The sequence below is a fragment of the Marichromatium sp. AB32 genome (assembly GCF_003718675.1).
Taxonomy (GTDB): domain Bacteria; phylum Pseudomonadota; class Gammaproteobacteria; order Chromatiales; family Chromatiaceae; genus Marichromatium; species Marichromatium gracile.
In genome coordinates, this window is record NZ_RHFJ01000032.1 from 17,350 (window position 1) to 41,496 (window position 24,147).

The 24,147-nt window shown below is 66.9% G+C and carries 17 protein-coding genes and 4 pseudogenes; 19 read left to right on the forward strand and 2 right to left on the reverse strand.

The window, feature by feature from the left end; translation table 11 throughout:
- From EBL85_RS10820 to EBL85_RS10875, 13 genes and pseudogenes are all read left to right on the forward strand, one after another.
- A complete protein-coding gene (locus EBL85_RS10820; protein ID WP_123141483.1) occupies positions 1 to 1,419 on the forward strand; it encodes a form I ribulose bisphosphate carboxylase large subunit in 1,419 nt (472 codons plus the stop codon).
- A gap of 280 nt (positions 1,420 to 1,699) precedes the next feature.
- Positions 1,700 to 2,056 carry a ribulose bisphosphate carboxylase small subunit gene (locus tag EBL85_RS10825; protein WP_005221368.1) on the forward strand — a complete coding sequence of 119 codons (357 nt, stop codon included), beginning with the start codon at positions 1,700 to 1,702 and terminating at the stop codon, positions 2,054 to 2,056.
- 90 nt (positions 2,057 to 2,146) lie between these two features.
- Positions 2,147 to 2,953 (forward strand): CbbQ/NirQ/NorQ/GpvN family protein, encoded by an 807-nt coding sequence (locus tag EBL85_RS10830; protein ID WP_062272487.1) that lies wholly within the window; start codon positions 2,147 to 2,149, stop codon positions 2,951 to 2,953.
- 186 nt (positions 2,954 to 3,139) lie between these two features.
- Entirely contained in the window at positions 3,140 to 3,547 is a 408-nt protein-coding gene (locus tag EBL85_RS10835; protein ID WP_123142917.1) for a four helix bundle protein, read from the forward strand.
- 51 nt (positions 3,548 to 3,598) lie between these two features.
- Positions 3,599 to 5,962 carry a nitric oxide reductase activation protein NorD gene (locus EBL85_RS10840; protein ID WP_123142918.1) on the forward strand — a complete coding sequence of 788 codons (2,364 nt, stop codon included), beginning with the start codon at positions 3,599 to 3,601 and terminating at the stop codon, positions 5,960 to 5,962.
- A 284-nt stretch (positions 5,963 to 6,246) separates the two neighbouring features.
- On the forward strand, positions 6,247 to 7,290 hold the full coding sequence (locus EBL85_RS17095; protein ID WP_148040536.1) for a hypothetical protein: 1,044 nt from the start codon (positions 6,247 to 6,249) through the stop codon (positions 7,288 to 7,290).
- A 4-nt stretch (positions 7,291 to 7,294) separates the two neighbouring features.
- The gene (locus EBL85_RS10845; RefSeq protein WP_123142919.1) at positions 7,295 to 7,624 is read left to right on the forward strand and encodes an STAS-like domain-containing protein; all 330 of its coding nucleotides are present in this window, start codon (positions 7,295 to 7,297) and stop codon (positions 7,622 to 7,624) included.
- Positions 7,611 to 8,075 carry a hypothetical protein gene (locus EBL85_RS17100; RefSeq protein WP_148040537.1) on the forward strand — a complete coding sequence of 155 codons (465 nt, stop codon included), beginning with the start codon at positions 7,611 to 7,613 and terminating at the stop codon, positions 8,073 to 8,075. Before EBL85_RS10845 ends, EBL85_RS17100 begins: the two co-directional genes overlap by 14 nt.
- A 291-nt stretch (positions 8,076 to 8,366) precedes the next feature.
- Positions 8,367 to 8,498: pseudogene (locus tag EBL85_RS17430) on the forward strand (transposase); the annotation flags it as partial.
- 251 nt (positions 8,499 to 8,749) lie between these two features.
- Positions 8,750 to 9,022 (forward strand): annotated as a pseudogene (locus EBL85_RS10855) (VWA domain-containing protein); the annotation flags it as partial.
- Between the two features lie 141 nt (positions 9,023 to 9,163).
- Positions 9,164 to 9,370, forward strand: a pseudogene (locus EBL85_RS17435) (hypothetical protein); the annotation flags it as partial.
- A gap of 82 nt (positions 9,371 to 9,452) precedes the next feature.
- Positions 9,453 to 9,626: pseudogene (locus tag EBL85_RS17440) on the forward strand (Type I secretion system protein TolC); the annotation flags it as partial.
- A 344-nt stretch (positions 9,627 to 9,970) separates the two neighbouring features.
- On the forward strand, positions 9,971 to 11,173 hold the full coding sequence (locus EBL85_RS10875) for a transposase (RefSeq protein WP_123142920.1): 1,203 nt from the start codon (positions 9,971 to 9,973) through the stop codon (positions 11,171 to 11,173).
- 39 nt (positions 11,174 to 11,212) lie between these two features.
- On the opposite strand, the gene EBL85_RS10880 is transcribed toward EBL85_RS10875, so the two are convergent.
- On the reverse strand, positions 11,213 to 15,565 hold the full coding sequence (locus EBL85_RS10880) for a hypothetical protein (protein ID WP_148040538.1): 4,353 nt from the start codon (positions 15,563 to 15,565) through the stop codon (positions 11,213 to 11,215).
- A 382-nt stretch (positions 15,566 to 15,947) separates the two neighbouring features.
- On the opposite strand from EBL85_RS10880, the gene rsgA reads away from it, so the two are divergent.
- Together rsgA and EBL85_RS10890 are read left to right on the forward strand one after the other, a co-directional pair.
- A complete protein-coding gene (rsgA, locus tag EBL85_RS10885; protein ID WP_123142922.1) occupies positions 15,948 to 17,006 on the forward strand; it encodes a ribosome small subunit-dependent GTPase A in 1,059 nt (352 codons plus the stop codon).
- Between the two features lie 155 nt (positions 17,007 to 17,161).
- The gene (locus EBL85_RS10890; RefSeq protein WP_123139909.1) at positions 17,162 to 17,497 is read left to right on the forward strand and encodes a hypothetical protein; all 336 of its coding nucleotides are present in this window, start codon (positions 17,162 to 17,164) and stop codon (positions 17,495 to 17,497) included.
- 51 nt (positions 17,498 to 17,548) lie between these two features.
- Here EBL85_RS10890 and EBL85_RS10895 read toward each other — a convergent pair whose 3' ends face one another.
- On the reverse strand, positions 17,549 to 19,069 hold the full coding sequence (locus EBL85_RS10895; RefSeq protein WP_123139910.1) for an aldehyde dehydrogenase family protein: 1,521 nt from the start codon (positions 19,067 to 19,069) through the stop codon (positions 17,549 to 17,551).
- A gap of 154 nt (positions 19,070 to 19,223) precedes the next feature.
- Between EBL85_RS10895 and EBL85_RS10900 the strand changes: the two genes are divergently transcribed.
- The 4 genes from EBL85_RS10900 to EBL85_RS10915 all read left to right on the forward strand — a co-directional run bounded on the left by EBL85_RS10900 (position 19,224) and on the right by EBL85_RS10915 (position 24,024).
- The gene (locus EBL85_RS10900) at positions 19,224 to 20,156 is read left to right on the forward strand and encodes an AraC family transcriptional regulator (protein WP_123142923.1); all 933 of its coding nucleotides are present in this window, start codon (positions 19,224 to 19,226) and stop codon (positions 20,154 to 20,156) included.
- Positions 20,157 to 20,230: 74 nt separating this feature from the next.
- On the forward strand, positions 20,231 to 20,623 hold the full coding sequence (locus EBL85_RS10905) for a superinfection immunity protein (protein ID WP_200189239.1): 393 nt from the start codon (positions 20,231 to 20,233) through the stop codon (positions 20,621 to 20,623).
- Positions 20,624 to 20,985: 362 nt separating this feature from the next.
- Entirely contained in the window at positions 20,986 to 22,611 is a 1,626-nt protein-coding gene (locus tag EBL85_RS10910) for a methyl-accepting chemotaxis protein (protein WP_123142924.1), read from the forward strand.
- 249 nt (positions 22,612 to 22,860) lie between these two features.
- Entirely contained in the window at positions 22,861 to 24,024 is a 1,164-nt protein-coding gene (locus EBL85_RS10915; RefSeq protein ID WP_123139914.1) for a DUF5610 domain-containing protein, read from the forward strand.
- Positions 24,025 to 24,147 lie beyond the last annotated feature (123 nt).

Sequence of the window (24,147 nt, forward strand, 5' to 3'; positions counted from 1 at the left end):
ATGGCCAAGACCTATAACGCGGGCGTCAAAGAATACCGCGAGACCTATTGGATGCCCGACTATACGCCGAAGGACACCGACCTCCTGGCGTGCTTCAAGATCACCCCGCAGCCCGGGGTGGCGCGCGAGGAGGCCGCGGCGGCGGTCGCGGCCGAGTCCTCCACCGGCACCTGGACCACGGTGTGGACCGACCTGCTCACCGACCTCGACCACTACAAGGGCCGCGCCTACGCCATCGAGGACGTGCCCGGCGACGACGAGCGCTTCTACGCCTTCATCGCCTACCCCATCGACCTGTTCGAAGAGGGCTCGGTGGTCAACGTCTTCACCTCGCTGGTGGGTAACGTCTTCGGCTTCAAGGCCGTGCGTGCCCTGCGTCTCGAGGACGTGCGCTTCCCCATCGCCTATGTGATGACCTGCAACGGCCCGCCGCACGGCATCCAGGTCGAACGCGACGTCATGAACAAGTACGGTCGGCCGCTGCTCGGCTGCACCATCAAGCCCAAGCTCGGGCTCTCGGCGAAGAACTACGGTCGCGCCGTCTACGAGTGCCTGCGCGGCGGTCTCGACTTCACCAAGGACGACGAGAACGTCAACTCGCAGCCGTTCATGCGCTGGCGTCAACGCTTCGACTTCGTCATGGAGGCGATCGACAAGGCCGAGCGCGAGACCGGCGAGCGCAAGGGGCACTATCTCAACGTCACCGCCCCGACCCCGGACGAGATGTTCAAGCGCGCCGAGTACGCCAAGGAGATCGGCGCCCCGATCATCATGCACGACTACATCACCGGCGGCTGGTGCGCCAACACCGGACTGGCCCAGTGGTGTCGCGACAACGGCGTGCTGCTGCACATCCACCGCGCGATGCACGCGGTGATCGACCGTCACCCGCACCACGGCATCCACTTCCGCGTGCTCGCCAAGCTGCTGCGTCTCTCCGGCGGCGACCACCTCCACACCGGCACCGTGGTCGGCAAGCTCGAGGGCGATCGCGCCGCCACCCTCGGCTGGATCGACCTGCTGCGCGAGTCCTATGTCGAGGAGGACCGCTCGCGCGGCATCTTCTTCGATCAGGACTGGGGCGCGATGCCGGGCGTCTTCGCCGTCGCCTCGGGCGGCATCCACGTCTGGCACATGCCGGCGCTGCTCGCCATCTTCGGCGACGACGCGGTCCTCCAGTTCGGTGGCGGCACCCTCGGCCACCCCTGGGGCAACGCCGCCGGCGCGGCGGCCAACCGGGTCGCGCTCGAGGCCTGCGTCGAGGCCCGCAACCAGGGACGCGCGATCGAGAAGGAGGGCAAGGAGGTGCTCACCGCCGCCGCCGCCCACAGCCCCGAGCTGAAGGCCGCGATGGAGACCTGGAAGGAGATCAAGTTCGAGTTCGACACCGTCGACAAGCTCGACGTCGCCCACAAGTGACCCCGGAGCCCGGGCCCGGACGGGCCCGGCACCGGCCACCCAGAGTCAACCGAGCCGACCGACCGCAGGCTCGCCGATCGTAGAGACGAGGAGGACCCCGTCCGCGGACGGGCCCGGCAACGCCGGGGAGCAGCGCGGCGCCGCGAGGCGCACGCATAACCATAAGGGGCACCAAGTCCCACGGGCGGTGCCGCCAGCGATGGCGGCGGCGACCCGACCCAACAAGATCACTCGTCGCGCCCTCGGCGCCTGTGCGGTTCCAACCATAGAGAGTGTCACCATGAGCGAAATGCAGGACTACCAATCGAGCCTCGAGGACGCGAGCAGCCGCAAGTTCGAGACCTTCTCCTACCTGCCGGCGATGAGCCCCGAGGGCATCCGCCAACAGGTCGAGTTCATCGTCTCCAAGGGTTGGAATCCGGCGATCGAGCACACCGAGCCGGAGAACGCCTTCGACCACTACTGGTACATGTGGAAGCTGCCGATGTTCGGCGAGACCGACGTCGACACCATCCTCGCCGAGGCCGAGGCCTGTCACCAGGCCCACCCCGACAACCACGTGCGCCTGATCGGCTACGACAACTACGCCCAGTCGCAGGGCGCGGCCATGGTCATCTATCGCGGCACCCCGGTCTGACCACGGCCCGCCATCGCTTGTGACGTCACGGACGCGACCGGCGCCGGTCGCGTCCGTCCCCCGCCCGCCCAGCGTTCAAGGACTGCCCCCATGAGCGAGACCCATCGCGACCAATACCTGATCCGAGAGGAGCCCTACTACCGCACGGTCGAGGACGAGGTACGGCTCTACGAGGCCGCCTACGCGGCGCGCATGCCGGTGATGCTCAAGGGGCCGACCGGCTGCGGCAAGTCGCGCTTCGTCGAGTACATGGCCTGGCGGCTCGAACGCCCGCTGATCACCGTCGCCTGTAACGAGGACATGACCGCCTCGGATCTGGTCGGGCGCTTCCTGCTCGACGCCGACGGCACCCGCTGGCAGGACGGCCCGCTCACCGTCGCCGCACGCATCGGCGCCATCTGCTATCTCGACGAGGTGGTCGAGGCGCGTCAGGACACCACCGTGGTGATCCACCCGCTCACCGACCACCGTCGCTGCCTGCCGCTGGAGAAGAAGGGCGAGCTGGTCGAGGCCCACCCCGACTTCCAGATCGTCATCTCCTACAACCCCGGCTACCAGAGCCTGATGAAGGACCTCAAGCAGTCGACCAAGCAGCGCTTCGGCGCGCTCGACTTCAGCTACCCCAGCGCCGCGATCGAGGCCGAGATCGTCGCCCACGAGGGCGGCATCGAGCGCGATCAGGCCGACAGGCTGGTGCAGGTCGCCCAGCGCAGCCGCAACCTCAAGGGCCATGGCCTCGACGAGGGCATGTCCACCCGCCTGCTGGTCTACGCCGCCCAGCTCATGGCCAAGGGCATCGAACCACGCGCCGCCGCCCAGATGGCCCTGGTCCGCCCCCTCACCGACGACCCCGACATGCGCGACACCCTCGACGCGGCGGTGGATACCTATTTCTAAGCGGCCAGCGGTCAGCCACCAGCGGACAGCCGCCAGCCACCAGTGAGGCGGATACCAACCGCCGACAGTCGACGACAGACCGCTGGCGGCTGATAGCTGAAGGCTGAAGGCTGATAGCTGGTAGCTGGTAGCTGGTAGCTGGTAGCTGGTAGCTGGTAGCTGGTAGCTGGTAGCTGGTAAAGCATCATGCGCGACTATCGCAAGCTGTCCGTCTGGCACAAGGCCCACGCGCTGACGCTCGCCATCTACGAGACCACCCAGGGCTTCCCGCCGAGCGAGCGCTTCGGACTGGTTCCGCAGATGCGCCGCGCGGCGTCCTCGGTACCGTCGAACCTCGCAGAGGGCTGTGGGCGCGGCAGCGATGCCGACTTCGCCCGCTTCGTGCGTATCGCGGCGGGGTCGGTCAACGAACTCGAATACCAGTGTCTGTTGGCGCGTGATCTCCACTACCTGCCGGCAGCACACGCCGATGAGCGCATGCGCGAGTGCGCGGAGATCCGGCGGATGCTCGCCGGGCTACTCACCTCGCTCGCCCCGCCGACCCCACATCCCCCTAGCCCACGGTCAACGCCACCGGACGAGGATGCCCGATGAGCATGCGGCACCGTCCACTGGAGGCTGGTGGCTGATATCTGGAGGCTTTGCATGACCAGCGATATGCAAGACGCACTTTCCTGCCTCAAGTCCGGCGCCGAGCACGCCCAGGCGCTCGAGGCGAGCCATCACGAGGCCGCGCGCCTGCTCTCGCCGCGCGGGCTGGAGCACTATGTCACCGGCATCCGCGCGATGTGCACGCTCAACAAGGGCGACGATCTGGTGATGACCTATGTGCAGGAGATGCCCGGGGTCGCCCGCGAACTCGGCGAGGACATCATCCCCGACATCGTCGGCGCGCTGATGAAGCTCGCCTCGCACACCTCCGGCACCGTGCTCACCCTGCTGCTCGGCTCGCTCGGGCTGGCCGCCACCCGGCTCGGCGACGCCGAGCTGATGCGCGGCTATCTCGGCCTGCTCCACCAGCTCGCCGGCAAGGCCCCGCGCGGCCTGCGTCCGATGCTCGAACACAGCGACGAACTGTTCGCCAAGCTCACCCTCGGCGGGCTGCGCCGCTGGGCGCTGTGGGGCGCCCAGGCCCACGCCCGCGACCTCGACGGCCAGCTCGCCTACTTCGGCCTGGCCAGCGAGGCCTCGCGCGCGGTGCTCCAGCAGGAGCGGCGCGGCACCCTGTTCGTCGACAACCAGCGCCGTCTCAACTTCTATCTGCGCGCGCTCTGGGCGCGCGCCTTCTTCATGCGTCCGACCTCGGGCGACTATGAGTCGCGCGAGGGACTGCGCCCCTTCATCGAGGAGTTCCAGATCCATCTCCCCGATGCCTTCGACGACTGGCAGGGCATCCCCGGCGTCGACCTCTACCGCGCCGCCGCCGCCCACTGCGCCGCCCATCTGGTCTACACCACCGCGCCGCTCGACGGCACCGGCCTGAGCCCGGCGCAGCGCTTCGTCGTCACCCTGTTCGAGGACGCCCGCGTCGAGGCCCTGGCGGTCGCCGAGTTCCCCGGCCTGCGCAAGCTCTGGGGCGCCATCCACGCCCACGCCCTCCCCCTCGCGGCCAACGCCCACCCGATGCAATCGCTGCTCACCCGGCTGGCGCGCGCCCTGCTCGACCCCGAGTACCAGGACCCGGAACCGGCGATCGCCGAGAGCGCCGCACGCTTCCATGAGCACTGCGCCACCCGCGGCACCGACAACGCGATCAGCCGCGAGGCCGGGCTCGCCTTCCACGACCGCGCGCTCGAACTGGTGGCACTGCCGAGCCTGCGCGTGCTCGAGGACATGCCCCTGCCCTATCGCGACGACAACCGCTACTGCTGGGCCTTCGACGAGAACCTGTTCATCACCCAGGGGCTCGACTACCTGCCCGAGCGCGCGCGACAGGTACGCCGTCAGGTCAGCGTGATGGAGATGGTCAACGAACTCGACTGCGAGCTTGCCGGCGACGACGCCCAGGAGGTGTGGAACCTCGCCACCCCCTTCTGGCTCGACCAGGAGGACTGCACCATCAACGAGCTGGAGGGCCGCGAGCCGATCTCCGAGCCCTTCCACTATCCCGAGTGGGACTACCACGTCCAGCTCTACCGCCCCGACTGGACGAGCGTGATCGAGCGCCGCCAGGAGCGCGGCGACCCGGCGCTGATGGACGAGATCCTCACCCGCCATCGCCCCATCGCCTCGCGCATCCGCCACCTCATCGACGCCCTCCAGCCCCAGGGCGTGGTGCGTCGGCGCGGCTACGAGGAGGGCGAGGAACTCGACCTCGATGCCGCGGTGCGCGCCATGGTCGACATCCGTCGCGGCGTCATGCCCGACCCGCGCATCAACATCCGCATCACCCGCCACGTCCGCGATCTCGCCATCGTCGTGCTGATGGACCTCTCCGAGTCGACCAACGAGAGGGTCGGCGTCAACGAGGGCGAGCCCGGCTACGACGAGGCCCCCAGCATCCTCGACCTCACCCGCGAGGCCACCGGCCTGCTCGCCTGGGCGATCGACGCCATCGGCGACGCCTTCGCCGTCCACGGCTTCGCCTCCGACGGTCGTCACGACGTCCGCTACTACCGTTTCAAGGACTTCGACCAGGACTATGGCGACGCGGCCAAGTCACGCATGGCCGGGATGCGCGGCGGGCTCTCCACCCGCATGGGCGCAGCACTGCGCCACGCCGGCCATCACCTCGAACAGCAACCGGCGCAGAAGCGCCTGGTGCTGCTCATCACCGACGGCGAGCCCGCCGACATCGACGAGCGCGACCCGCAATACCTCCGCCACGACGCCAAGAAGGCGGTCGAGGACCTGCGCACCCGCGGCATCCACACCCACTGCCTCACCCTCGACCCCGAGGCCGACCGCTATGTCGCGCGGATCTTCGGCGAGAACGGGTACTCGATCGTCGATCAGGTTGAGCGGTTGCCGGAGCGGTTGCCTGGGGTGTTTGGGGTGTTGACGGGGTGAGGGGGCCTCACTGCGACTACGTTTTGTACGAAAAGTAGTGCTAGAATCCAACCTTCCCAACCATCATTTTGCCACTGGCAGCCTCGCTGGAGGCTCTCCTTCGCTCGCTCAGCAAGACGCTCCTGACCAAATTTGGTCGAGGACTCAACTACTTATGAGAAACCATTGGGGGTGGGGGGGGTGGCCTGGCGGGGTGGGGATATCTGGCGTGTTTGGTCGTACGGTCTTCCGGCGGGGCGGCGGGGTGCTGGCGATTTGGGTTAGGGTAAGCAGATAAGGGCGAGATGAAGCGCGAAACGACTAGCACGAAGCTGCGGCGCTGGCGGATCATGAGGCGGCGTGAGTGTCGGCGTCTCAAAAAGCAACGCCGAAGACGCCTTAAAGTCAGTCGACGCGCGAGCTGGTTTAATGTCGAGGCCCCGCCGATGTTCTGTTTGCATAACAAGCACCATCGTGAGCAGGTGATCGCGTTCGCTGCCAAGCTCAGGAATTTTGCTGTACGAAAATCGCGTGATGTCATCATCGACTTCACGCGCACAGAACGAATGTTCGCAGACGGAACTTTGCTTCTCAAGGCTGAGTTGTCCCGTATTCTTCGGATTATCGGCAACGCCGCAAAGATTAAGTGTCGCCCGCCTGAAAACGAAAAAGTTTCCCAGGTCTTACAGCAGGTCGGGATTTACGAATTGCTGCGTTACCGGAGTCATGTGGAGCCGAGTTATAACGATGTCGTTTCCTGGCGGCATGCATCTGGTACCGGCGCACGCGGCGAGGAGTATGAGCGGATTCTAGGAGATTTCGAGGACAAAATTTCATCCCGATTTCAAAGAGGCTTGTATGAAGGCATCGTCGAAGCTATGACTAACGCCAACCATCACGCCTATGAAAATTTACGATTTGACGGACTCAATTACGTCGACTCAAGAAAAGAATGGTGGATGTTTTCGCAGGTCAAAGACAACCGTCTATCTGTCACTTTCTGCGACCTTGGCATTGGTATTCCGCGCTCACTCCCGCTCAAGAAAAAGCAGCTCTGGGATAGCCTTATAGAGATTTTAAGAAGGACTCCCCCGGACGGAAAAGCAATTGAAGCTGCGGTAAAACAAAGCCGCTCACGCACCGGCTTAGGGCACAGAGGGAAGGGGTTGAAACAGCTTGTGGCGGCGATATCCAAGGCAAACGAAAGCCATTTGCTGATATACAGCAATGCCGGATGTTATTCCTATCAAAAACATAACGGCAAAGAAGAAGAAACACATTTCAACTACAAAGGGTCTATCCTTGGAACACTCATTTGCTGGGCTCTCCCGCTTGACCAAGAGGAGTGAAGCAATGTCGATCACAGACAATAACATAAGCATTGCACGAGACTTTACTCGCCACCCAGCCGGACGCTACCGAAGCGATGGCCCCTATAGCGGTGAGAAATTTCGCGATGACTTTCTTGTTCCGGCAATGCAAACAGGCAAGCCGGTTGAAATCGAACTCGATGGCGTGCGTGGGTTCGGCTCTTCATTTTTAGAGGAGGCGTTCGGCGGGCTAGCCAGGAAGGGGTACTCTCCAGAAAACATACTGGGCATCTTTACACTGCGATCAAGCGACCCCAGCGTTGTTATGGAGATCGAGTATTATATTCGACATGGAGCGGATGAGTCTGCCTAATTGTTGCGATGTTTTGGCTTGGGCGCAGGTATTTACGGATTTGCCTGTCACAGCTATTGTTGCGTTTTTTACATGGTTTGCAACTTCCCGTCTGACGAAGCGCAGTGAGCGCCGAAAAGAGTTATTATCTGAAATCGATAAACTCTGCAGGAAAGTTGATAATATCCATAGACTCGCTTATCAATACCACACAAGTGAGAAAGAAGAAAAAGACTTAGCTTCAGAAATCCTCGTTATGATTAAGATATTATCCGAAGATTTATCGAACGCCAATCTTCTTCAACGCACGCAGGTGTGCCGCCTGATGATCGGCCTCCGTCGCGCAGTCACCCTAGAAAATTTTGATACCTGTAATTTTAGCGCTAAACAGCTAAGAGACCCTTTGATTAAGCGCATCGACGAAGCGTGCGCAAAGCTAAAAAAGTCGATCGATGAATCTCGCCACACTTAACGTAGAAAAGGACACCTGAGAGAATAAAAGCAGCAATCAGCAAGCAATCAAAAGGACACCCACTTATTGTTGACGCTCCCAAGGCATTCTCCTACGCTTCTCCCAACACCTCCAGCGGAGATGCCCCATGACTCGTCCCCGCGCCTCGCTCGTCTCCCTCTCCGATACACCCGGTAGTAGTAGTAGTAGTAGTAGTAGTAGTAGTAGTAAAGGTAAAGGACACCCACTTACTGTTGACGTTCCCAAGGCGCTCTCCTACGCTTCTCCCAACACCTCCAGCGGAGATGCCTCATGACTCGTCCCCGCACCTCGCTCGTCTCCTTGTCTGATACGCCTTGGTATCACGTCGTCACGCGGTGCGTGCGCCGGGCGTATCTGTGCGGCTTCGATCGGTTGACCGGGCGGCGCAGCGCAAACAAAAAGACACCCACTTACCGTTGACGCTCCCAAGGCCCTCTCCTACGCTTCACCCAACACCCCCGGCGGAGATGCCCCATGACTCGTCCCCGCACCGTGGAGAGTAAAGAGAGTAAAGGACACCCACTTACCGTTGACGCTCCCAAGGCCCTCTCCTACGCTTCCCCCTACACCTCCAGAAAAAAAAAAAAGGACACCAGAGAGTAAAGGACACCCACTTACTAGAAGAGAGTAAAGGACACCCACTTACCGTTCGCCATCGCCCCATCGCCTCGCGCATCCGCCACCTCATCGACGCCCTCCAGCCCCAGGGCGTGGTGCGTCGGCGCGGCTACGAGGAGGGCGAGGAACTCGATCTCGAAGCCGCGGTGCGCGCCATGGTCGACATCCGTCGCGGCGTCATGCCCGACCCGCGCATCAACATCCGCATCACCCGCCACGTCCGCGATCTCGCCATCGTCGTGCTGATGGACCTCTCCGAGTCGACCAACGAGAGGGTCGGCGTCAACGAGGGCGAGCCCGGCTACAGTTGAGGTAAAGGACACCCACTTACTGTTGACGTTCCCAAGGTACTGAAAGGGACACAGGTACTGAAAGGGACACCCACTTACCGTTGACGCTCCCAAGGCGCTCTCCTACGCTTCTCCCAACACCCCCAGCGGAGATGCCCCATGACTCGTCCCCGCGCCGCGCTCGTCTCCCTCTCCGATACGCCCTGGTATCACGTCGTCACGCGGTGCGTGCGCCGGGCGTATCTCTGCGGCTTCGATCGGCTGACGGGGCGGAGCTTCGAGCATCGGCGCGGGTGGGTGGAGTTGCGGTTGCGTCAGCTCGCGGGGGTTTTCGCGATCGATGTGGCGGCCTATGCGGTGATGAGCAAACAAAAGGACACCCACTTACCGTTGACGCTCGCGAGGCGCTCTCCTACGCTTCTCCCAACACCTCCAGCGGAGATGCCCCATGACTCGTCCCCGCGCCGCGCTCGTCTCCCTTTCTGATACGCCCTGGTATCACGTCGTCACGCGGTGCGTGCGCCGGGCGTATCTCTGTGGCTTCGATCGGTTGACCGGACGGAGCTTCGAGCATCGTCGCGGCTGGGTGGAGCTACGGTTGCGCCAGCTCGCGGGGGTGTTCGGGAGAGTAAAGGACACCCACTTACCGTTGACGCTCGCGAGACGCTCTCCTACGCTTCTCCCAACACCTCCAGCGGAGATGCCCCATGACTCGTCCCCGCGCCGCGCTCGTCTCCCTTTCTGATACGCCCTGGTATCACGTCGTCACGCGGTGCGTGCGCCGGGCGTATCTCTGTGGCTTCGATCGGTTGACCGGACGGAGCTTCGAGCATCGTCGCGGCTGGGTGGAGCTACGGTTGCGCCAGCTCGCGGGGGTGTTCGGGAGAGTAAAGGACACCCACTTACCGTTGACGCTCGCGAGACGCTCTCCTACGCTTCTCCCAACACCTCCAGCGGAGATGCCCCATGACTCGTCCCCGCGCCGCGCTCGTCTCCTTGTCCGATACGCCCTGGTATCACGTCGTCACGCGGTGCGTGCGCCGGGCGTATCTCTGCGGCTTCGATCGGTTGACCGGACGGAGCTTCGAGCATCGGCGCGGGTGGGTGGAGTTGCGATTGCGGCAGCTCGCGGGGGTGTTCGCGATTGATGTCGCGGCCTATGCGGTGATGAGCAATCACGTGCATCTGGTGGTGCGGGTGGATGCCAATCGAGCGGCGGGGTGGTCGGAGACCGAGGTGCTGCGGCGCTGGCGGTGTCTGTTCCGGGGGCCGGTGGTGGTGGAGCGGTTCCTGTCGCCTGCGACGCGGGCGGGGATGACCGAGGCGGAGCTGGAGGTGGTCGCGGGGTTGGTCGCGACATATCGGGCGCGGCTGGCGGATCTCTCCTGGTTCATGCGGGTGCTCAACGAGTCGATCGCGCGGGCGGCGAATCGGGAGGACGGGGTGCGCGGGCGGTTCTGGGAGGGGCGCTTTCGCTCGCAGGCGATCCTCGATGAGACGGCGCTGTTGGCGGTGATGGCCTATGTCGATCTCAACCCGATTCGGGCGGGGGTCGCGGAGACGCCGGAGGAGAGCGCGCATACCGGGATCGCGGCGCGGATCGCCGACTTGCGCGCGGACGAAGGTGACACGGCAGGACGATCGTTCGCTGTCATAGAGCGATCGACACCTGAGGTTGTCGACGCCCCACCAACGGCGTGCACCGCCGCAGCGCCCGAGACCGACCACGCCGACAGCTCACCAGATGCCCGCAGCACTCACCTCTGGGAGACCGTCCTCGATCGCCTGCCCCCTGCCCCACTACTGCCCTTCGGCAACCCCGCCGAAGTCCCGGCAGCAATCCCCTTCACCTTCGGCGACTATCTGACCCTCGTCGACTCGCTCGGCCGCGCCCTGCACCCACGCAAGCGCGGGTCGATCCCGGCGGAGCTGCCCGACATCCTCACCCGACTCGGCATCGCGACGGAGCGCTTCGTCGAGCACGCCGGTTTCCTGCTCAAGGGGTTCGGTGCGGCAATCGGTGCGCCGGAGCGGATGACGGCGCTCGCGGCACGGCGAGAGTGTCGTTATCTACGCGGCGTGCGCCGCGCCACGGCCCTCTTCGGCCCGACCACGCCGACCGATCGTCCGGCAGCGACCGCATCGCCCTCGCCCGTCCCTGGCCGATAGTGTGCATGGCCTGTCCCTGGCCGCGCCAGCCCCTGCACGCTAGACCTTCGGCTGCGCGCGCCGCGCCCCTCCCCCGATCGGCTTGAACGCCACGGGGGCGACGAACCGCGCCCAGGCCCAGCTTGCCAGCCGGACGACCAGGCGCACGACCAGCAGCGCCCACAGCAGCATCAACGCCCGGTAGACGATCACCCAGGCAGAGATCATCTCGGGCTGCGGCAGCGCCACCCACGCCTCACCCTCGACCCGGTCCTGATACCACTGCAGCGCATCGGCGCTCGATCCGTTGCCGGCGATATGCATCTCGGGCTGGCCGAGCAGGCTCGACGGGATCGAGTCGAGCAGCGTGGCGAAGGCCGCGACGGTCAGCAGCGCCAGCACCAGTTGCACGAGGTTGTGCCGCCACGCCGAGGCCTTCGGTGACAACCAACCGCGCGCATGGAAGGCGAGCACCCAGACCACCACGACCACCGCGGCAAGGAGCGACTGCGTCAGTCCGACGAGGAGCACGAACCAATCGAGGCGCTTGAGCGGAATCCCGCGAATCGCCCCGAACACCAGGGCCGCGACGACAACGGCGATCAGCAGCGCCCAGAAGGTCACGGCAGGCCCCATGGAGGGACCGGCGGTCCAGACCACCCATCGATCCTCGGCGGGCATCACCTTGACGCTGAGATTCGTCGCGGCGGTCACGCCAAGCTCGACCGGCTCGACCCGGTAGCGCGTCGCGATCGCCGCCTCGGCATCCCAGCTCACCAGGACCCTATGGAGACCGGGATCGATCGGGACCTGAAGCTCCACCCGGCCATCCTCCAGCGCGGTCTCTCGGACGTGCCGTCTGGAGCCATCCACCTCGAGCGCCTCGAAGCGCGACCCGGCCGCCAGCCTGATCGGCAGCACATCCCCCTGACTGGACTGGATGCTGACCTCCAGTGTGTATCGGGAGCCCTTGGCCCGCGGCATGACGGTCAGGGTCGAGGCGCGCACCGTCATGGTTGCGGCCGGCACCGGCTTGGGCCGGGTCACGTTGAGTTCGAGGCGCTGTCCCGGCCAGGGCTTCCAGGTCCGCAGCGCCCCCTGCTGGAGGGTTGCGACGCCCTCGTCCTCGACCGCCTCGACGCGCCACAAGGGGGATTCCGCGATCGCCCAGGTCTCGCTGAACGCGCCCCCGCCCGGGCTCTCCAGACGAATGCGATCGGCGAACTCCAGCTCGCTGGTCCACCGACGCTCGGTCTGGCCGGCGCGGAACGGGATCTCGATGCGGCCGTCCCGAACGGACAGGCCCGAGGAGACGACGCGCTCGCCATCGAGCAGGGGCACCAGCACGACGGCGCTGTCGCTGCTGCTCGACAGGCGCTGCACCCGCGTCGAGACCGTCCACTTGGGACCGAAGGAGATGGTCCTGAGCACCCGGGTGAAGGGTTCGAGTCCCGCGGTATCGGGCGCGCTCGCGTCCCCGGCCTCAGCGCGCTGCCGGGGCGCGATGCTGAGACTGCCGTTGGACAGCCCGAGCGCGGAGACGCCATCGACGCGCCAGATGTCCGGGGCGTCGACCCGGATTCGCTGCGGCGGGGCGTTGAGCGTCAGGGTCAGCCCGCCGGGCGGGATGGCGCCGGACAGCTCGAGGGTGTGTCGCCCGGCGGGCACGCGGACGTACCTGATCCGCGATGCGGCATCCGCGCGCACCGGCGTCGTCTCGCCGTCGAGCAGGACCGCCCGTGGCTGCCACTCGGAGCGTCGCGCGGGGAGCGGATAGGCGGTCTCGTGCAGGGCGGAGACGTCCAGGAGCAGCCGCAGCGTCCACCCCTGCTGGTCGTCGGCGCGGGAGATCATCACCCGCATGTCGCCCGAGGACGCACAGTTGGGCGCGCACTCGGGGGAGCGGAGCACATGCGAACGCAGCGCCTCGATCAGCGTTTCCGAGGGATAGCCGGCGGACTGGGCGAGCGCCTCGTCGCTGACGAAGAGCGCGGGGCTCGACAGCACCGCCACGGCGATCAGCGCAACGGCGGGCGACGAGGACCGGGCGGCGTCGACGTCGAGCGTCATCGCCTCCTCGTCCGATGCCGCGGGCCGGTCGCGATAGGTCCGGTAGCCGCGGAAGGCCAATGCCACCAGCAACACGATGAGACCGCCCGCGCCGATCAGCTTCGCGGCGCCGAACATCATCGGCGTGAGCAGATAGAGCGAGGCGGACTCGAAGGCATCCGGAACGTTCGGGACCTGCCAGGCAAGGGTGGTCTGGTTGCCGCGCCAGGTGGGCAGTCCCGGCCCGGTGCCGATCTTGGCCTCGGCATCGACGATCACCTGCAGGCGACCACCGTCCTGATCGAGGCCCAGATAGTCAGAAGGCGCGGCGGCCTTGCCTCGCATGGGCGCGGATGACGGCATCGCCATCTCGGCCTCGGCGAACCCCATCGCGCGGTTCGGGCTGGACAACGCCGCGTCGTAGCGGTTGGCGAAGTTGCGATCAAGCTGCGGAAACAGCGACGTCTTGACCGCATAGACCGTGTAGGAGGCGACGAACACGGCGAGCACGACGAACAGCACCGCGGCGATCCCGCCGACGAGGTTGCCGAGACGCGGGATATCGCGCTGGTAGCACGCCCGCGTCAGGATGCCGAGGAGGATGACGGCGATCCACAGCGACCCGCCGCCGAAGGGCAACTGCCAGGTCAGCGCCCCGACGATCACCCACAGCACCCCGGCCCAAAGGCCCAGGGCCTTGACGAAGAGCGCGGCGACCAGGATGAGCAGGAACAGATCGAGCAGGTTCCACTTGGTGAGCCAGGTCTGCGGGAGGTTGTCGGTGCCGAAGGCGGCGACGGCGAGCCACCCCGCCGGCAGGTTGATGGTGGTGTTGACCGAGTCGAACACCGCGCTCTCGGCCGCCCAGCCATTGCTCGCGAGCCGCAGGGGGAAGGTGCCGGACTGCTCGGGATCGGTCTCCAGACGCCCCTCCGCGGTGAGCGCGAGTCGCCCCGCCGGCACCTCGATCCCGTCCAGCGATGCCGTCTCATCGTCCGAGGCGATCTCCGAGAGCACCCACGGTGTGCCGTTCAGCTCGAGACGGCCGATGTCCAGGGGCGACGAGAAACGGCCCGGCGCGAACAGCTCGCCGGTGATGCTGTCGCGAAACGTCAGCCCGCGACCGGAGAAGTCGAGCCACGCCTCGCGGCGCAGGTCCACACGCCCGACGCCCGAGCCGATATCGGCGAGCAACTGTACATCGAGTGATCCGGCCTTGCCGGCGTCGGCCAGAAAGGCGCGATCGCCGCGCCACGGCTCGGGGATCTCGGTCTGGCTGGGGTCGATCTGATCCAGCCCGGTGAAGCCGAGAGAACGAAGCGCCGGCACCACCTGGAACGACCACAGCTCCCTGCCGGGCCAGCCCTCGCCGGCGACATCCGGGACCGGGATGCTGAGGATGTCGCCGGTGGCGTGCGCCAGGACATCGACCGAGTGCGAGCCCTGCCCGACCTGGATCTCGAGCCGCCCCGCCTGATCGATGCCCACCGGGAGCGCGCTCTCGACCTGATGGGGGACGAAGCCCTCGGGCAGGAAGTCCGCGAACGTCAGGGATCGCTCGCGCCCGGTCACGGAGATCAGCAGCCGGGTGACGACGATCATCGGGTTGCCATCGGTGAAGCGCCGGAAGACCTTGATCGACAGCGAGTCCTGGGGCGCCGCCGGCGTCGCCTCGCGAGGGCGCTGGAGCCAGAGATCGCCGTTGTCGTCGAGCCTGAGCGGCGTGCCGTCGGCCGCCAGCACCACCCCGACCTGCTCGGGGATGGACAGCTGCGTCGGGCGGCGGAGCCACGCGATCTCGCCCTCGACGCGAGCGGAGGCGCGGGGGCCGTCCAGGAACAGGAACGGCCTCCCGTCCCGATCGACCACGGTCGCGGGCGCGCCGTCGAGCGTCACCTCGGTCGGCCAGGCCCCGCGTTGACCGGGGAGCGGCAGCCAGCCCCGCTCGAGCAAGGTCCAGGGTTGTCGGAAACCCATGGCCCCGCGCCCGATCGACAGGACGAGCGGCCCCGGCCAGGCACACACGGGATCGAGGGCGGCGCCGGCGGCCAGCGCGGGGGTGCAGCCGAGCGCGGCGGCCTGGTCTCGCAGCGCCCACGGGACCCATGCCTGCAGCTCGGCAGGAACGCCGGTGAGCCGCCAGTCCTCCACCTGATCGAGCGGTTGCCCCTCGATCATCGCGCCCGATGCCGTCTCCTGGCCCGGAGACACAACCTCTGGCGCCGATTGGGCGAGCGTCGTCGCCGGCAGGAGCAGCACGGCGAGGACGACGAAGAGCGCGGCCAAGGGCGCCAATGGCCTGATGCCGAGAGACACGCCGGTGTTCTCGCGGGCGCTGCGTATCAGGTGTCCTGAGCGAGACATCGCGTCCCCTCCCTGTGGCGTCGATGATGGATTGGGTGCGCTGGAGGGTAGCAGTCGGGCCGCGCGGAACATGCGCGTCAAGGGGGCAATCACCGGGCTGACGCTCCTCGTCTGCGACGCCTCGCATCATACAGCCGTTCATCGAGCCCGAGCGAACGCCTCGGGCCGTCCCACGCAACCGCCCTGGTCTCGCGCCGATCTCGCGGCGGCTCGGCACGAAGGCGACCCCGCCCGTCCCCGACCGGCATGTCCGCAAGGACCCCGTCTCGCGGGACCGCTAGAATCGGCACGAAGGCACGGCTGATGACGCCTCCCGAAGACGATCGCGACAGCGCCTCGGCTGCCCCCATGGACCCACCCATCACCGGACGACACGACCACCATGCACGCCGAACTGATCCCCCTGGGCTGGACCGACTGGTTCGAGGACAGGCTCGACCCCGCCCCGAACACACGACTCGCCCGCGTCGCCGCGGTCGATCGCGACCAGCTGTTGCTGCTCGACGAGACCGGCCCGTTCCGTGCCAGGCTCGCCGGTCGCTATCTCCATCGCCACCCACACCCCGACGCACACCCCTGCGTCGGTGACTGGGTGTCTGTGGAGGGTGGCGCGGACGACGACTTCGGCATCGTCCATGCACTGCTCGCGCGGCGCACCGCGCTGCGCCGCAAGGTCGCCGGGAACAGCAGTGAGCCGCAGATGATCGCGGCAAACATCGACTGCGCGGTGATCGTCCAGTCCTGCCACTTCGACTTCAATCTGAGGCGCCTGGAGCGTTATCTGGTGATGGTGACCGACGGCGGCGCCGAGCCCTACATCCTGCTGACCAAGACCGATCTGGTCGCGCCGGAGGTGCTCGAGGCCCAGATCGCGGAGATCCGTGACGCCGGCATCAGTGCGCCGGTGCTGACACTGAGCAGCGTGACGCGGGAGGGGCTGGAGACGCTCGAACTGCTGCTCACCCCGGGCAGGACCTATTGCTTCGTCGGCTCGTCCGGCGTCGGCAAGAGCACCCTGATCAACCTGCTGACCGATCAGGCACGTCAGGAGACCGGCGGCGTCAGCGGCACCGGCGAGGGACGTCACACCACGGTACGACGCGAGCTGATGCGGCTCGACGGCGGCGCGCTGGTCATCGACAACCCCGGGATGCGCGAGTTCGGCGTCATCGGCGCCGAGGGCGGTCTCGACGCCAGCTATGGCGAGATCACCGCGCTCGCGCAGCACTGCCGCTACCGCGACTGCACCCATACCGACGAGCCCGGATGCGCTATCCTGCAGGCGGTGGAGGTCGGGACGATCGGTCGGGCACAGCTCGACAGCTACCTGAAGCTCCGGGAGGAATCCGCCTTCCACCAGCGCTCCCATGCCGAGCGGCGCAAGAAGGACCGCGACTTCGGCAAATACCTCAAGTCGGTGAAGAAACAGCTGAGACGCTGACCCGTGACGACAGGACCCGGCTCAATAGACACGCGGTCCGGTGGCACGGCTCGGTCGGTGAGGCGAGCGCCTCACCGATCGCATCCCTGCAGATCGGTGCCAGGAGCGCGCGCAAGGACATCATCTCGATCAATGGACTAGCGAGGTATCCGCGCATGAGACCTACCGTGACCGCACTCGGCCTCTCCCTGGCCCTGCTCACCGGACTGGCGCCGACCACCCAGGCCGAGCCCAGGGATCAGTTCACCAAACCCGACCCGAGGGAGGTCGAGGTCCAGCAACACCCGGACCCGGATGACCTGCACGTCGCCCGCCCGCCGCTCGAGATCCGCTATCAGTGCCCGCCCGGCTGGACGACCTCGGTCGGCAGCTTCGAGCCGCACCAGACGACGGTCTGCGTACCCGAGGACGTCCCGCAGCGCATGCCCTGCCCGCCGGGCACCGTCTTCACCAGGTCCTCGTGCAGCATCTCCTGCCAGATGTTCAACTAGTCGTCCGACGGACCGCCCCGGGGCTCGCACCCCGGGGGCGGCCCAGTGCGCTCAGAAGAAGCCCAGCGGGCTGGTGCTGTAGCTCACCAGCATGTTCTTGGTCTGCTGGTAGTGGTCGAGCGCCTTCTTGTGGGTCTCGCGCCCGATGCCCGACTTCTTGTAGCCGCCGAAGGCCGAGTGCGCGGGATAGGCGTGGTAGCAGTTGACCCAGACGCGCCCGGCCTGGATCGCGCGGCTGGCGCGGTAGGCGCGGTTGGTGTCGCGGGTCCAGACCCCGGCGCCGAGCCCGAACTCGGTGTCGTTGGCGATGGCGATGGCCTCGGCCTCGTCGCGAAAGGTGGTCACGCCGACCACCGGGCCGAAGATCTCCTCCTGGAAGACCTTCATGTCGTTGCGCCCCTTGAGCAGGGTCGGCTGCACGTAGTAGCCGGTGCTCAGACAGCCGTCGAGACACTCGGCACCGCCGCCGATCAGCACCTCGGCGCCCTCCTCGCGACCGATGTCGAGATAGGACATGATGCGTTCGAACTGCTCCTGCGAGGCCTGGGCGCCGACCTGGGTGTCGGTGTCGAGCGGGTTGCCGCGTTTGATACGCGCCGCGCGCTCGATCACCCGGCCGATGAAGTCCTCGTAGATGTCCTCCTGGATCAGCGCCCGCGACGGACAGGTGCAGACCTCTCCCTGGTTGAAGAAGGCCAGCACCAGCCCCTCGACGCACTTGTCGAGATAGTCGTCCTCGTGACGGAGGATGTCGCTGAAATAGATGTTGGGCGATTTGCCGCCGAGTTCGACGGTCGAGGGGATCAACTTGTCGGCGGCACAGCGCAGGATGTGCTGGCCGACCGGGGTCGAGCCGGTGAAGGCGATCTTGGCGATGCGCTCGCTGGTGGCCAGCGCCTGCCCGGCCTCCTCGCCGAGACCGTTGACGACGTTGATCACCCCGGGCGGCAGCAGGTCGGCGATCAGCTCCATGAAGAGCATGATCGAGGCCGGGGTCTGCTCGGCGGGCTTGAGCACCGAGCAGTTGCCCGCGGCCAGCGCCGGGGCGAGCTTCCAGGCGGCCATCAGCAGCGGGAAGTTCCAGGGGATGATCTGCCCGACCACGCCCAGCGGCTCGTGGACGTGATAGGCGACGGTGTGCTCGTCGATCTCGGCCATCGAGCCTTCCTGGGCGCGGATACAGCCGGCGAAGTAGCGGAAGTGGTCGGCGGCGAGCGGGATGTCGGCGGCCAGGGTCTCGCGCACCGCCTTGCCGTTGTCCCAGCTCTCGGCCACCGCCAGCCGCTCCAGATTGGCCTCGATCCGATCGGCGACCTTGAGCAGCAGGTTGGAGCGCTCGGTCACCGAGGTCCGCCCCCAGGCCGGAGCGGCGGCGTGGGCGGCGTCGAGCGCCAGGGCGATGTCGGCAGCATCGGAGCGGGCCACCTGACAGAACACCTGGCCGTTGACCGGGCTGACGTTGTCCAGGTAGCGACCATTGACCGGGGCGACCCACTCGCCACCGATGAAGTTCTCATAGCGCTCGGCGAAGCGCACCACGGCGCCGGGATCACCAGGGTTGGCATAGATCATGGCTCAGATCCTCCTGTTGTCGTCATCGCTTGGGCGGCAAGACACGCGCCGTGCCGGCAACAGGACGTTAACGGGGCATGACCATCGAATACTTGCCCCGCAGTCCCCAAGACTGGCCTGACAGTCCAGGCCCGGGGACCACGGAGGGAACAGCATGTCGCCAAGCGTACCGATGTCGTTGAACACCGCCTTGCCATCGCAACCGCCGGTGGACCTGATCGAGAACCGCACGCTGTTCGCGCGTCACGCGGCCGAGCTGTCGATCTACGACACCTTCGCCCCGGCCCGCGACGTGCCGCTGCGCGCCGAGGAGCTGCTCTACTGCGCGATGACCCAGGGCCGCAAGCGGATGCACGGCCCGCACCCGGCGCACGACTTCCTGCCGCACCAGTCCTATGTGCTCGCCCCCGGCGAGCAGGTGCTGATCGACTTCCCCGAGGCGACGCTGCAACGACCGACGCGCTGCCTGACCATCGCCGTCGAGCGCGAGCGACTGCGCCGACTGTGCGACCGGCTCGATCGCCACGCGCCGCTGCCGCGCGGGCGCGGGAGCTGGCAGACGGTGTCTCGGCACAGCTGGCACGGCCATCACTCGGAGGCCACCCAGCGCCTGCTCGAACGCATCGCCGGGAGCTTTCTCCAGGCCGACGCCGACAACGACCTGGTACTCGATCACGGCGTCGACGAGCTGTTGGGCCGGCTGTTGCGCCAGCAGGGGCGCGAGTTCCTGCTCGCCTGCGCCGCCGCCGAGCCCGATCACGACCCCTTCAGCGCGGTGCTCGACCATATCGAGCGTCATCTCGCCCAGCCGCTCGACATCGAGCGGCTGTGCCGACTGAGCTGCATGTCGCGCACCCGATTCTATGCCCGCTTCGCCGCCCTGCTCGGCTGCACCCCCAACGCCTATCTGCTCGAGCGTCGGCTGCGCCGTGCCGCCGAGCTGCTCGACCAAGGGATGGCCGTCACCCGCGTCGCCTACGAGGTCGGCTTCCAGAGCCCGAGCCACTTCTCGCGCCGCTTCCAGGCGCGCTATGGGGTCGCCCCCAGCCGCTACCGAGCGCACGCCGCCCCGCCCCTGCCCGGCTGACCCGCCGGCTCGCTTCCGACTCGCCCGGGTTCTGGACTATGCTGCCCCCTTCTCGCACTTTGGAGACATCGAGCATGGCCCAGGAACACCCCACCCCGGAGACCCGCACCGACTGGCGCGACACCATCGACCGCATCGCCTCGTCCGCACCGATGCGGCTCGCCCAGGCGCTCGGGCTGCGTCTCAGCGTCACCGCGCTGCTGCTCGGCTGGCTGGTCGTGCTGGTCGGGATCAACGCGCTCTACCCGATCGACGTCAGCGGTCTCTTCCTCTCCGCGGTCTTCCTCACCCTCTATGTGCTGCCCGGGCTGATCGCCCATGACCGCGGACTGACCAGACGTCTGCGCATCACCCTCATCAATGTGCTCTTCGGCTGGACCCTCGTCGGCTGGGTCGCGGTGCTGTTCTGGGCACTGCTCGGCGACGGCGAACCCACCCCGCAGGGCGGCGCCGAACCCCAGGCCTGATCGGCCCGTCGGCGCGCGGCCCGAACCGCCCCACGGCCGCCTCGACCTTCGCCGGCAACACGGACACCCGGCGTACAAAAGTCACCGGGTTTCCGTGACCTGAACCCCGGACACCCGGTGACGATCAGGTTACAATCGCGTGACAATCGCCCCGGGCGCATGGTCTGAAGGAGTTCGCGAAGCAGGGATCGCTCGCCCGAGGATCCAATCGCCCGAGCGCACGGATCACGCCCGGTCTTGACGTGGCCCGCCCATCCGGGCGCCCGCACTCATCACGTCCGACCCCGCCGCATCGCCGCTCGGCAAGACAACGACCAGGACCGCCCCGGTCCACACGCACAGTCAAGAACAACCGAGCCAACATGTCCCGCATCCATCTCAGCCTCGGCCGCAAGATCGGCCTGGCCCTCACCGTCATACTCGTCTTCATGCTGCTGATCGCGCTGATCGGCTGGAGTGGACTGCAACGCACCGACAAGGTCCAGCAGGCGCTGATCAAGAGCTTCGAGCAATCCAACTTCCAGCTGGTCAAGGAGATCGACCACCTGGCCTGGGTCAACGATCTCGGGCTCAGTCTGCTGCTCGACCAACCCTTCACCGGCGAACTCGACCCGCACCGGTGTGACTTCGGCAAGTGGTACGACAGCCTGCGCAACGACCCGGGCTATGCGCGCTACCCCGAAGCGTTCCGCGCCGCCTTCGACACCATCGCGGTCCCGCATCGCGCCGTCCACGAGTCGGCCAAGCGGATCAACAGCGCACTACAGCGCGGCGATCACGATCAGGCGCTGCGCATCTATCGCAACGAGACCCTCGCCTACCTGCAGACCCTGCGCCATCTGTTCGGGGTGCTCGAGGAATCGCTCCAGGCCCAGCAGCAGGAGAGCATCGCCATCTCCGCAGAGACCAGCCAGCTGGCACGCTGGAGCATGCTGGGCGCGGCCAGCGTCGCACTGGTGCTCGCGGCCCTGCTCGGCGTGCTGCTCACCCGCCTGGTGGTCCGACCGGTGCGCGCCACCACCGCGCGACTGCGTGACATCGCCGAGGGCGAGGGCGACCTGACCCAGCGTCTCGAGGTCCACGGCAACGACGAGATCGCCGATCTCTCGCACGCCTTCAATGCCTTCATCGCGCGCATTCACACGCTGGTCAGCCAGGTCGCCGGCGCCGCCAGCCAACTCTCGGCCGCCGCCGAGCAGCTCTCCGGGACCAGCACCGAGAGCCGCGAACACGTCGCCCAGCAACAGCGCGAGGTCGAGCAGGTCGCCACCGCGATGCACGAGATGGCCTCGACCGTGGCCGAGGTCGCACGCAACGCCGCCGAGGCCGCGCAGGCGGCTCAGAACACCGACAACGAGGCCGAGGCCGGCAGCGCCGTGGTCGGCGAGGCCAACACCACCATCGATGCGCTGGCCCTCGAGGTCGAGAGCGCGGCCGAGGCGATCTCGCGCCTCGCCGCCGACAGCGAGGAGATCGGCAAGGTGCTCGACGTGATCCGCGCCATCGCCGACCAGACCAATCTGCTCGCACTCAACGCCGCGATCGAGGCGGCACGCGCCGGTGAGCACGGGCGCGGCTTCGCGGTGGTCGCCGACGAGGTGCGCAACCTTGCCAGTCGCACCCAGGCCTCGACCACCGAGGTGCAGGAGATGATCGAACGATTGCAGGGCGGCGCGCTCGGCGCGGTCGAGGCGATGGAGCGCGGTCGCGCCAAGGCCGGCGAAGGCGTCGCCCAGACCACGCACGCCGCCGAGTCCTTCCAGACCATCACCCAGTCGATCAGCACCATCACCGACATGAATGCCCAGATCGCCAGCGCTGCCGAGGAGCAGTCCGCGGTCGCCGAGGAGGTCAACCGCAGCGTCTCCAACATCAACGACGGCACCGCGCACGCCGCCACCACCTCCGGCCAGATCGCCCACGCCAGCGAGGCCCTGGCCGCGCTCGCCCTCGAACTCCAGACCCTGCTCGGGCGTTTCCATATCTGAGCCGCCAGCCGCCAGCCGCCAGCCGCCAGCCGCCAGCCGCCAGCCGCCAGGGAAGGCTAGCGCCCATGACTAAGGCCGAGAGCTGGAGACTCGCCGTTGGTGGTTCAGCCACCAGCGACCAGCTGCCAGCGCCGAAGGCTGGCAGCCATGACTGGCAGCTGGAGGCTGATCGCTGATAGCTAAGATTCAAGAACCTCTTGCCGCGGCCGTTACTCAGGGACGGAACAGACTCGCCCCGGAGGCCCAGAGATGATCTCGCTCCACTCATCCGTCTCGCAGCTCCAATCGCTCACGACCCTGCGCTCGGGTGCCGGCGCATCGGGCTCGCCGACGACAGCGACCCGCGACGGCAGCGCAGCGGCGCCACAGCAGCAGGTGCTCGAGCGACTCGCCGCGCACATCCCCGGCATGGACGCCAATGCCGTGCGCAAGCTCGACGCCGAGAACTTCACCCCGGAGAAGGTCGCCAACCGCATCGCCGATGCGGTGGCCACCGGGCTGGAGAGCGCCCGCGCCCGTGGCCGCTCCGAGGCCGAGGTCGAACAGCTCTATCAGCAGGCCGTCGAGGGCGCACGCAAGGGCTTCGAGGAGGCGCGCGAGATCCTCTCCAACCTCGACATGCTTCAGGGCAAGGTCGCCGAACAGCTCGACGAGACCGAGCAACTGACCTTCGCCGCGCTCGACGGCCTGGCCCCCGGCGGCCAGAGCACGGCGAGCAGCGCCACTACCGCCATCGGCGTCGCCGAGCGCTTCCAGCACGCCGAGTCCTTCTCGCTCGAGGTGCGCACCCGCGACGGCGACAGCGTGCGTATCGACTTCGGCCAGCAGCTCGACTACAGCGCCACTGCAGCACTCGCCCGCGACAGCGAGGGCAATCAGGTGGCGCAGTTCGACGTCTCGCGCAGCGCCTCCAGCAACTACAGCTTCAGCGTCAAGGGTGATCTCGACACCGAAGAGCTCGACGCCATCCGCAACCTGGTACAGGACACCAGCGAGCTGGCCAACAGCTTCTTCCAGGGCGACGTGCAGGCGGCCTTCTCCCAGGCCGGCAGTCTCTCGTTCGACGCCGGGCAGCTCTCGCGCATGGAGCTGAACATGAGTTCGAGTACCAGCTACTCGGTCGCTCAGGCCCAGCGCTATCAGGAGACCCAGCAACTCGGCAACGACTCGCAGAGCGAGCGCCCCGGTCGTCGGATCGGTCAGCTGATGGATCAGATGCAGGAGCGCTTCTCGCAGCCTGCGCTCGGCTTCCTCGAGGACGCCCGCGCCAGCGGTGCCGAGCTGATGCAGGGCCTGGTCGAGCAGGATGAGCGCTTCGTCAGCGCCGAGAAGCAGCAGCAGGACGACTTCCGCTCGCACATGAGCCGACTGCTCGACGCCTTCGCGCCACGGCGCACCGACAGCGATGACTGAGGACTACTCGGGCAGGTTGGGCGGATCCCAGTCATCGAGTCGCGCCCCCGAGGCACAGGCCGCGCGCCACGCCGCGAGCCGCTCGAACTGAGCGCGGCTCGCGGCGGCCAGTAACACGGCGAG

Excerpts from the sequence above, each read along its gene's own strand:
- EBL85_RS10820 (WP_123141483.1), top strand. The coding sequence starts at position 1 with ATGGCCAAGACCTATAACGCGGGCGTCAAAGAATACCGCGAGACCTAT.
- EBL85_RS10825 (WP_005221368.1), top strand. The coding sequence starts at position 1,700 with ATGAGCGAAATGCAGGACTACCAATCGAGCCTCGAGGACGCGAGCAGC.
- EBL85_RS10830 (WP_062272487.1), top strand. The coding sequence starts at position 2,147 with ATGAGCGAGACCCATCGCGACCAATACCTGATCCGAGAGGAGCCCTAC.
- EBL85_RS10835 (WP_123142917.1), top strand. The coding sequence starts at position 3,140 with ATGCGCGACTATCGCAAGCTGTCCGTCTGGCACAAGGCCCACGCGCTG.
- EBL85_RS10840 (WP_123142918.1), top strand. The coding sequence starts at position 3,599 with ATGACCAGCGATATGCAAGACGCACTTTCCTGCCTCAAGTCCGGCGCC.
- EBL85_RS17095 (WP_148040536.1), top strand. The coding sequence starts at position 6,247 with ATGAAGCGCGAAACGACTAGCACGAAGCTGCGGCGCTGGCGGATCATG.
- EBL85_RS10845 (WP_123142919.1), top strand. The coding sequence starts at position 7,295 with ATGTCGATCACAGACAATAACATAAGCATTGCACGAGACTTTACTCGC.
- EBL85_RS17100 (WP_148040537.1), top strand. The coding sequence starts at position 7,611 with ATGAGTCTGCCTAATTGTTGCGATGTTTTGGCTTGGGCGCAGGTATTT.
- EBL85_RS10875 (WP_123142920.1), top strand. The coding sequence starts at position 9,971 with ATGACTCGTCCCCGCGCCGCGCTCGTCTCCTTGTCCGATACGCCCTGG.
- EBL85_RS10880 (WP_148040538.1), bottom strand. The coding sequence starts at position 15,565 with ATGTCTCGCTCAGGACACCTGATACGCAGCGCCCGCGAGAACACCGGC.
- rsgA (WP_123142922.1), top strand. The coding sequence starts at position 15,948 with ATGCACGCCGAACTGATCCCCCTGGGCTGGACCGACTGGTTCGAGGAC.
- EBL85_RS10890 (WP_123139909.1), top strand. The coding sequence starts at position 17,162 with ATGAGACCTACCGTGACCGCACTCGGCCTCTCCCTGGCCCTGCTCACC.
- EBL85_RS10895 (WP_123139910.1), bottom strand. The coding sequence starts at position 19,069 with ATGATCTATGCCAACCCTGGTGATCCCGGCGCCGTGGTGCGCTTCGCC.
- EBL85_RS10900 (WP_123142923.1), top strand. The coding sequence starts at position 19,224 with ATGTCGCCAAGCGTACCGATGTCGTTGAACACCGCCTTGCCATCGCAA.
- EBL85_RS10905 (WP_200189239.1), top strand. The coding sequence starts at position 20,231 with ATGGCCCAGGAACACCCCACCCCGGAGACCCGCACCGACTGGCGCGAC.
- EBL85_RS10910 (WP_123142924.1), top strand. The coding sequence starts at position 20,986 with ATGTCCCGCATCCATCTCAGCCTCGGCCGCAAGATCGGCCTGGCCCTC.
- EBL85_RS10915 (WP_123139914.1), top strand. The coding sequence starts at position 22,861 with ATGATCTCGCTCCACTCATCCGTCTCGCAGCTCCAATCGCTCACGACC.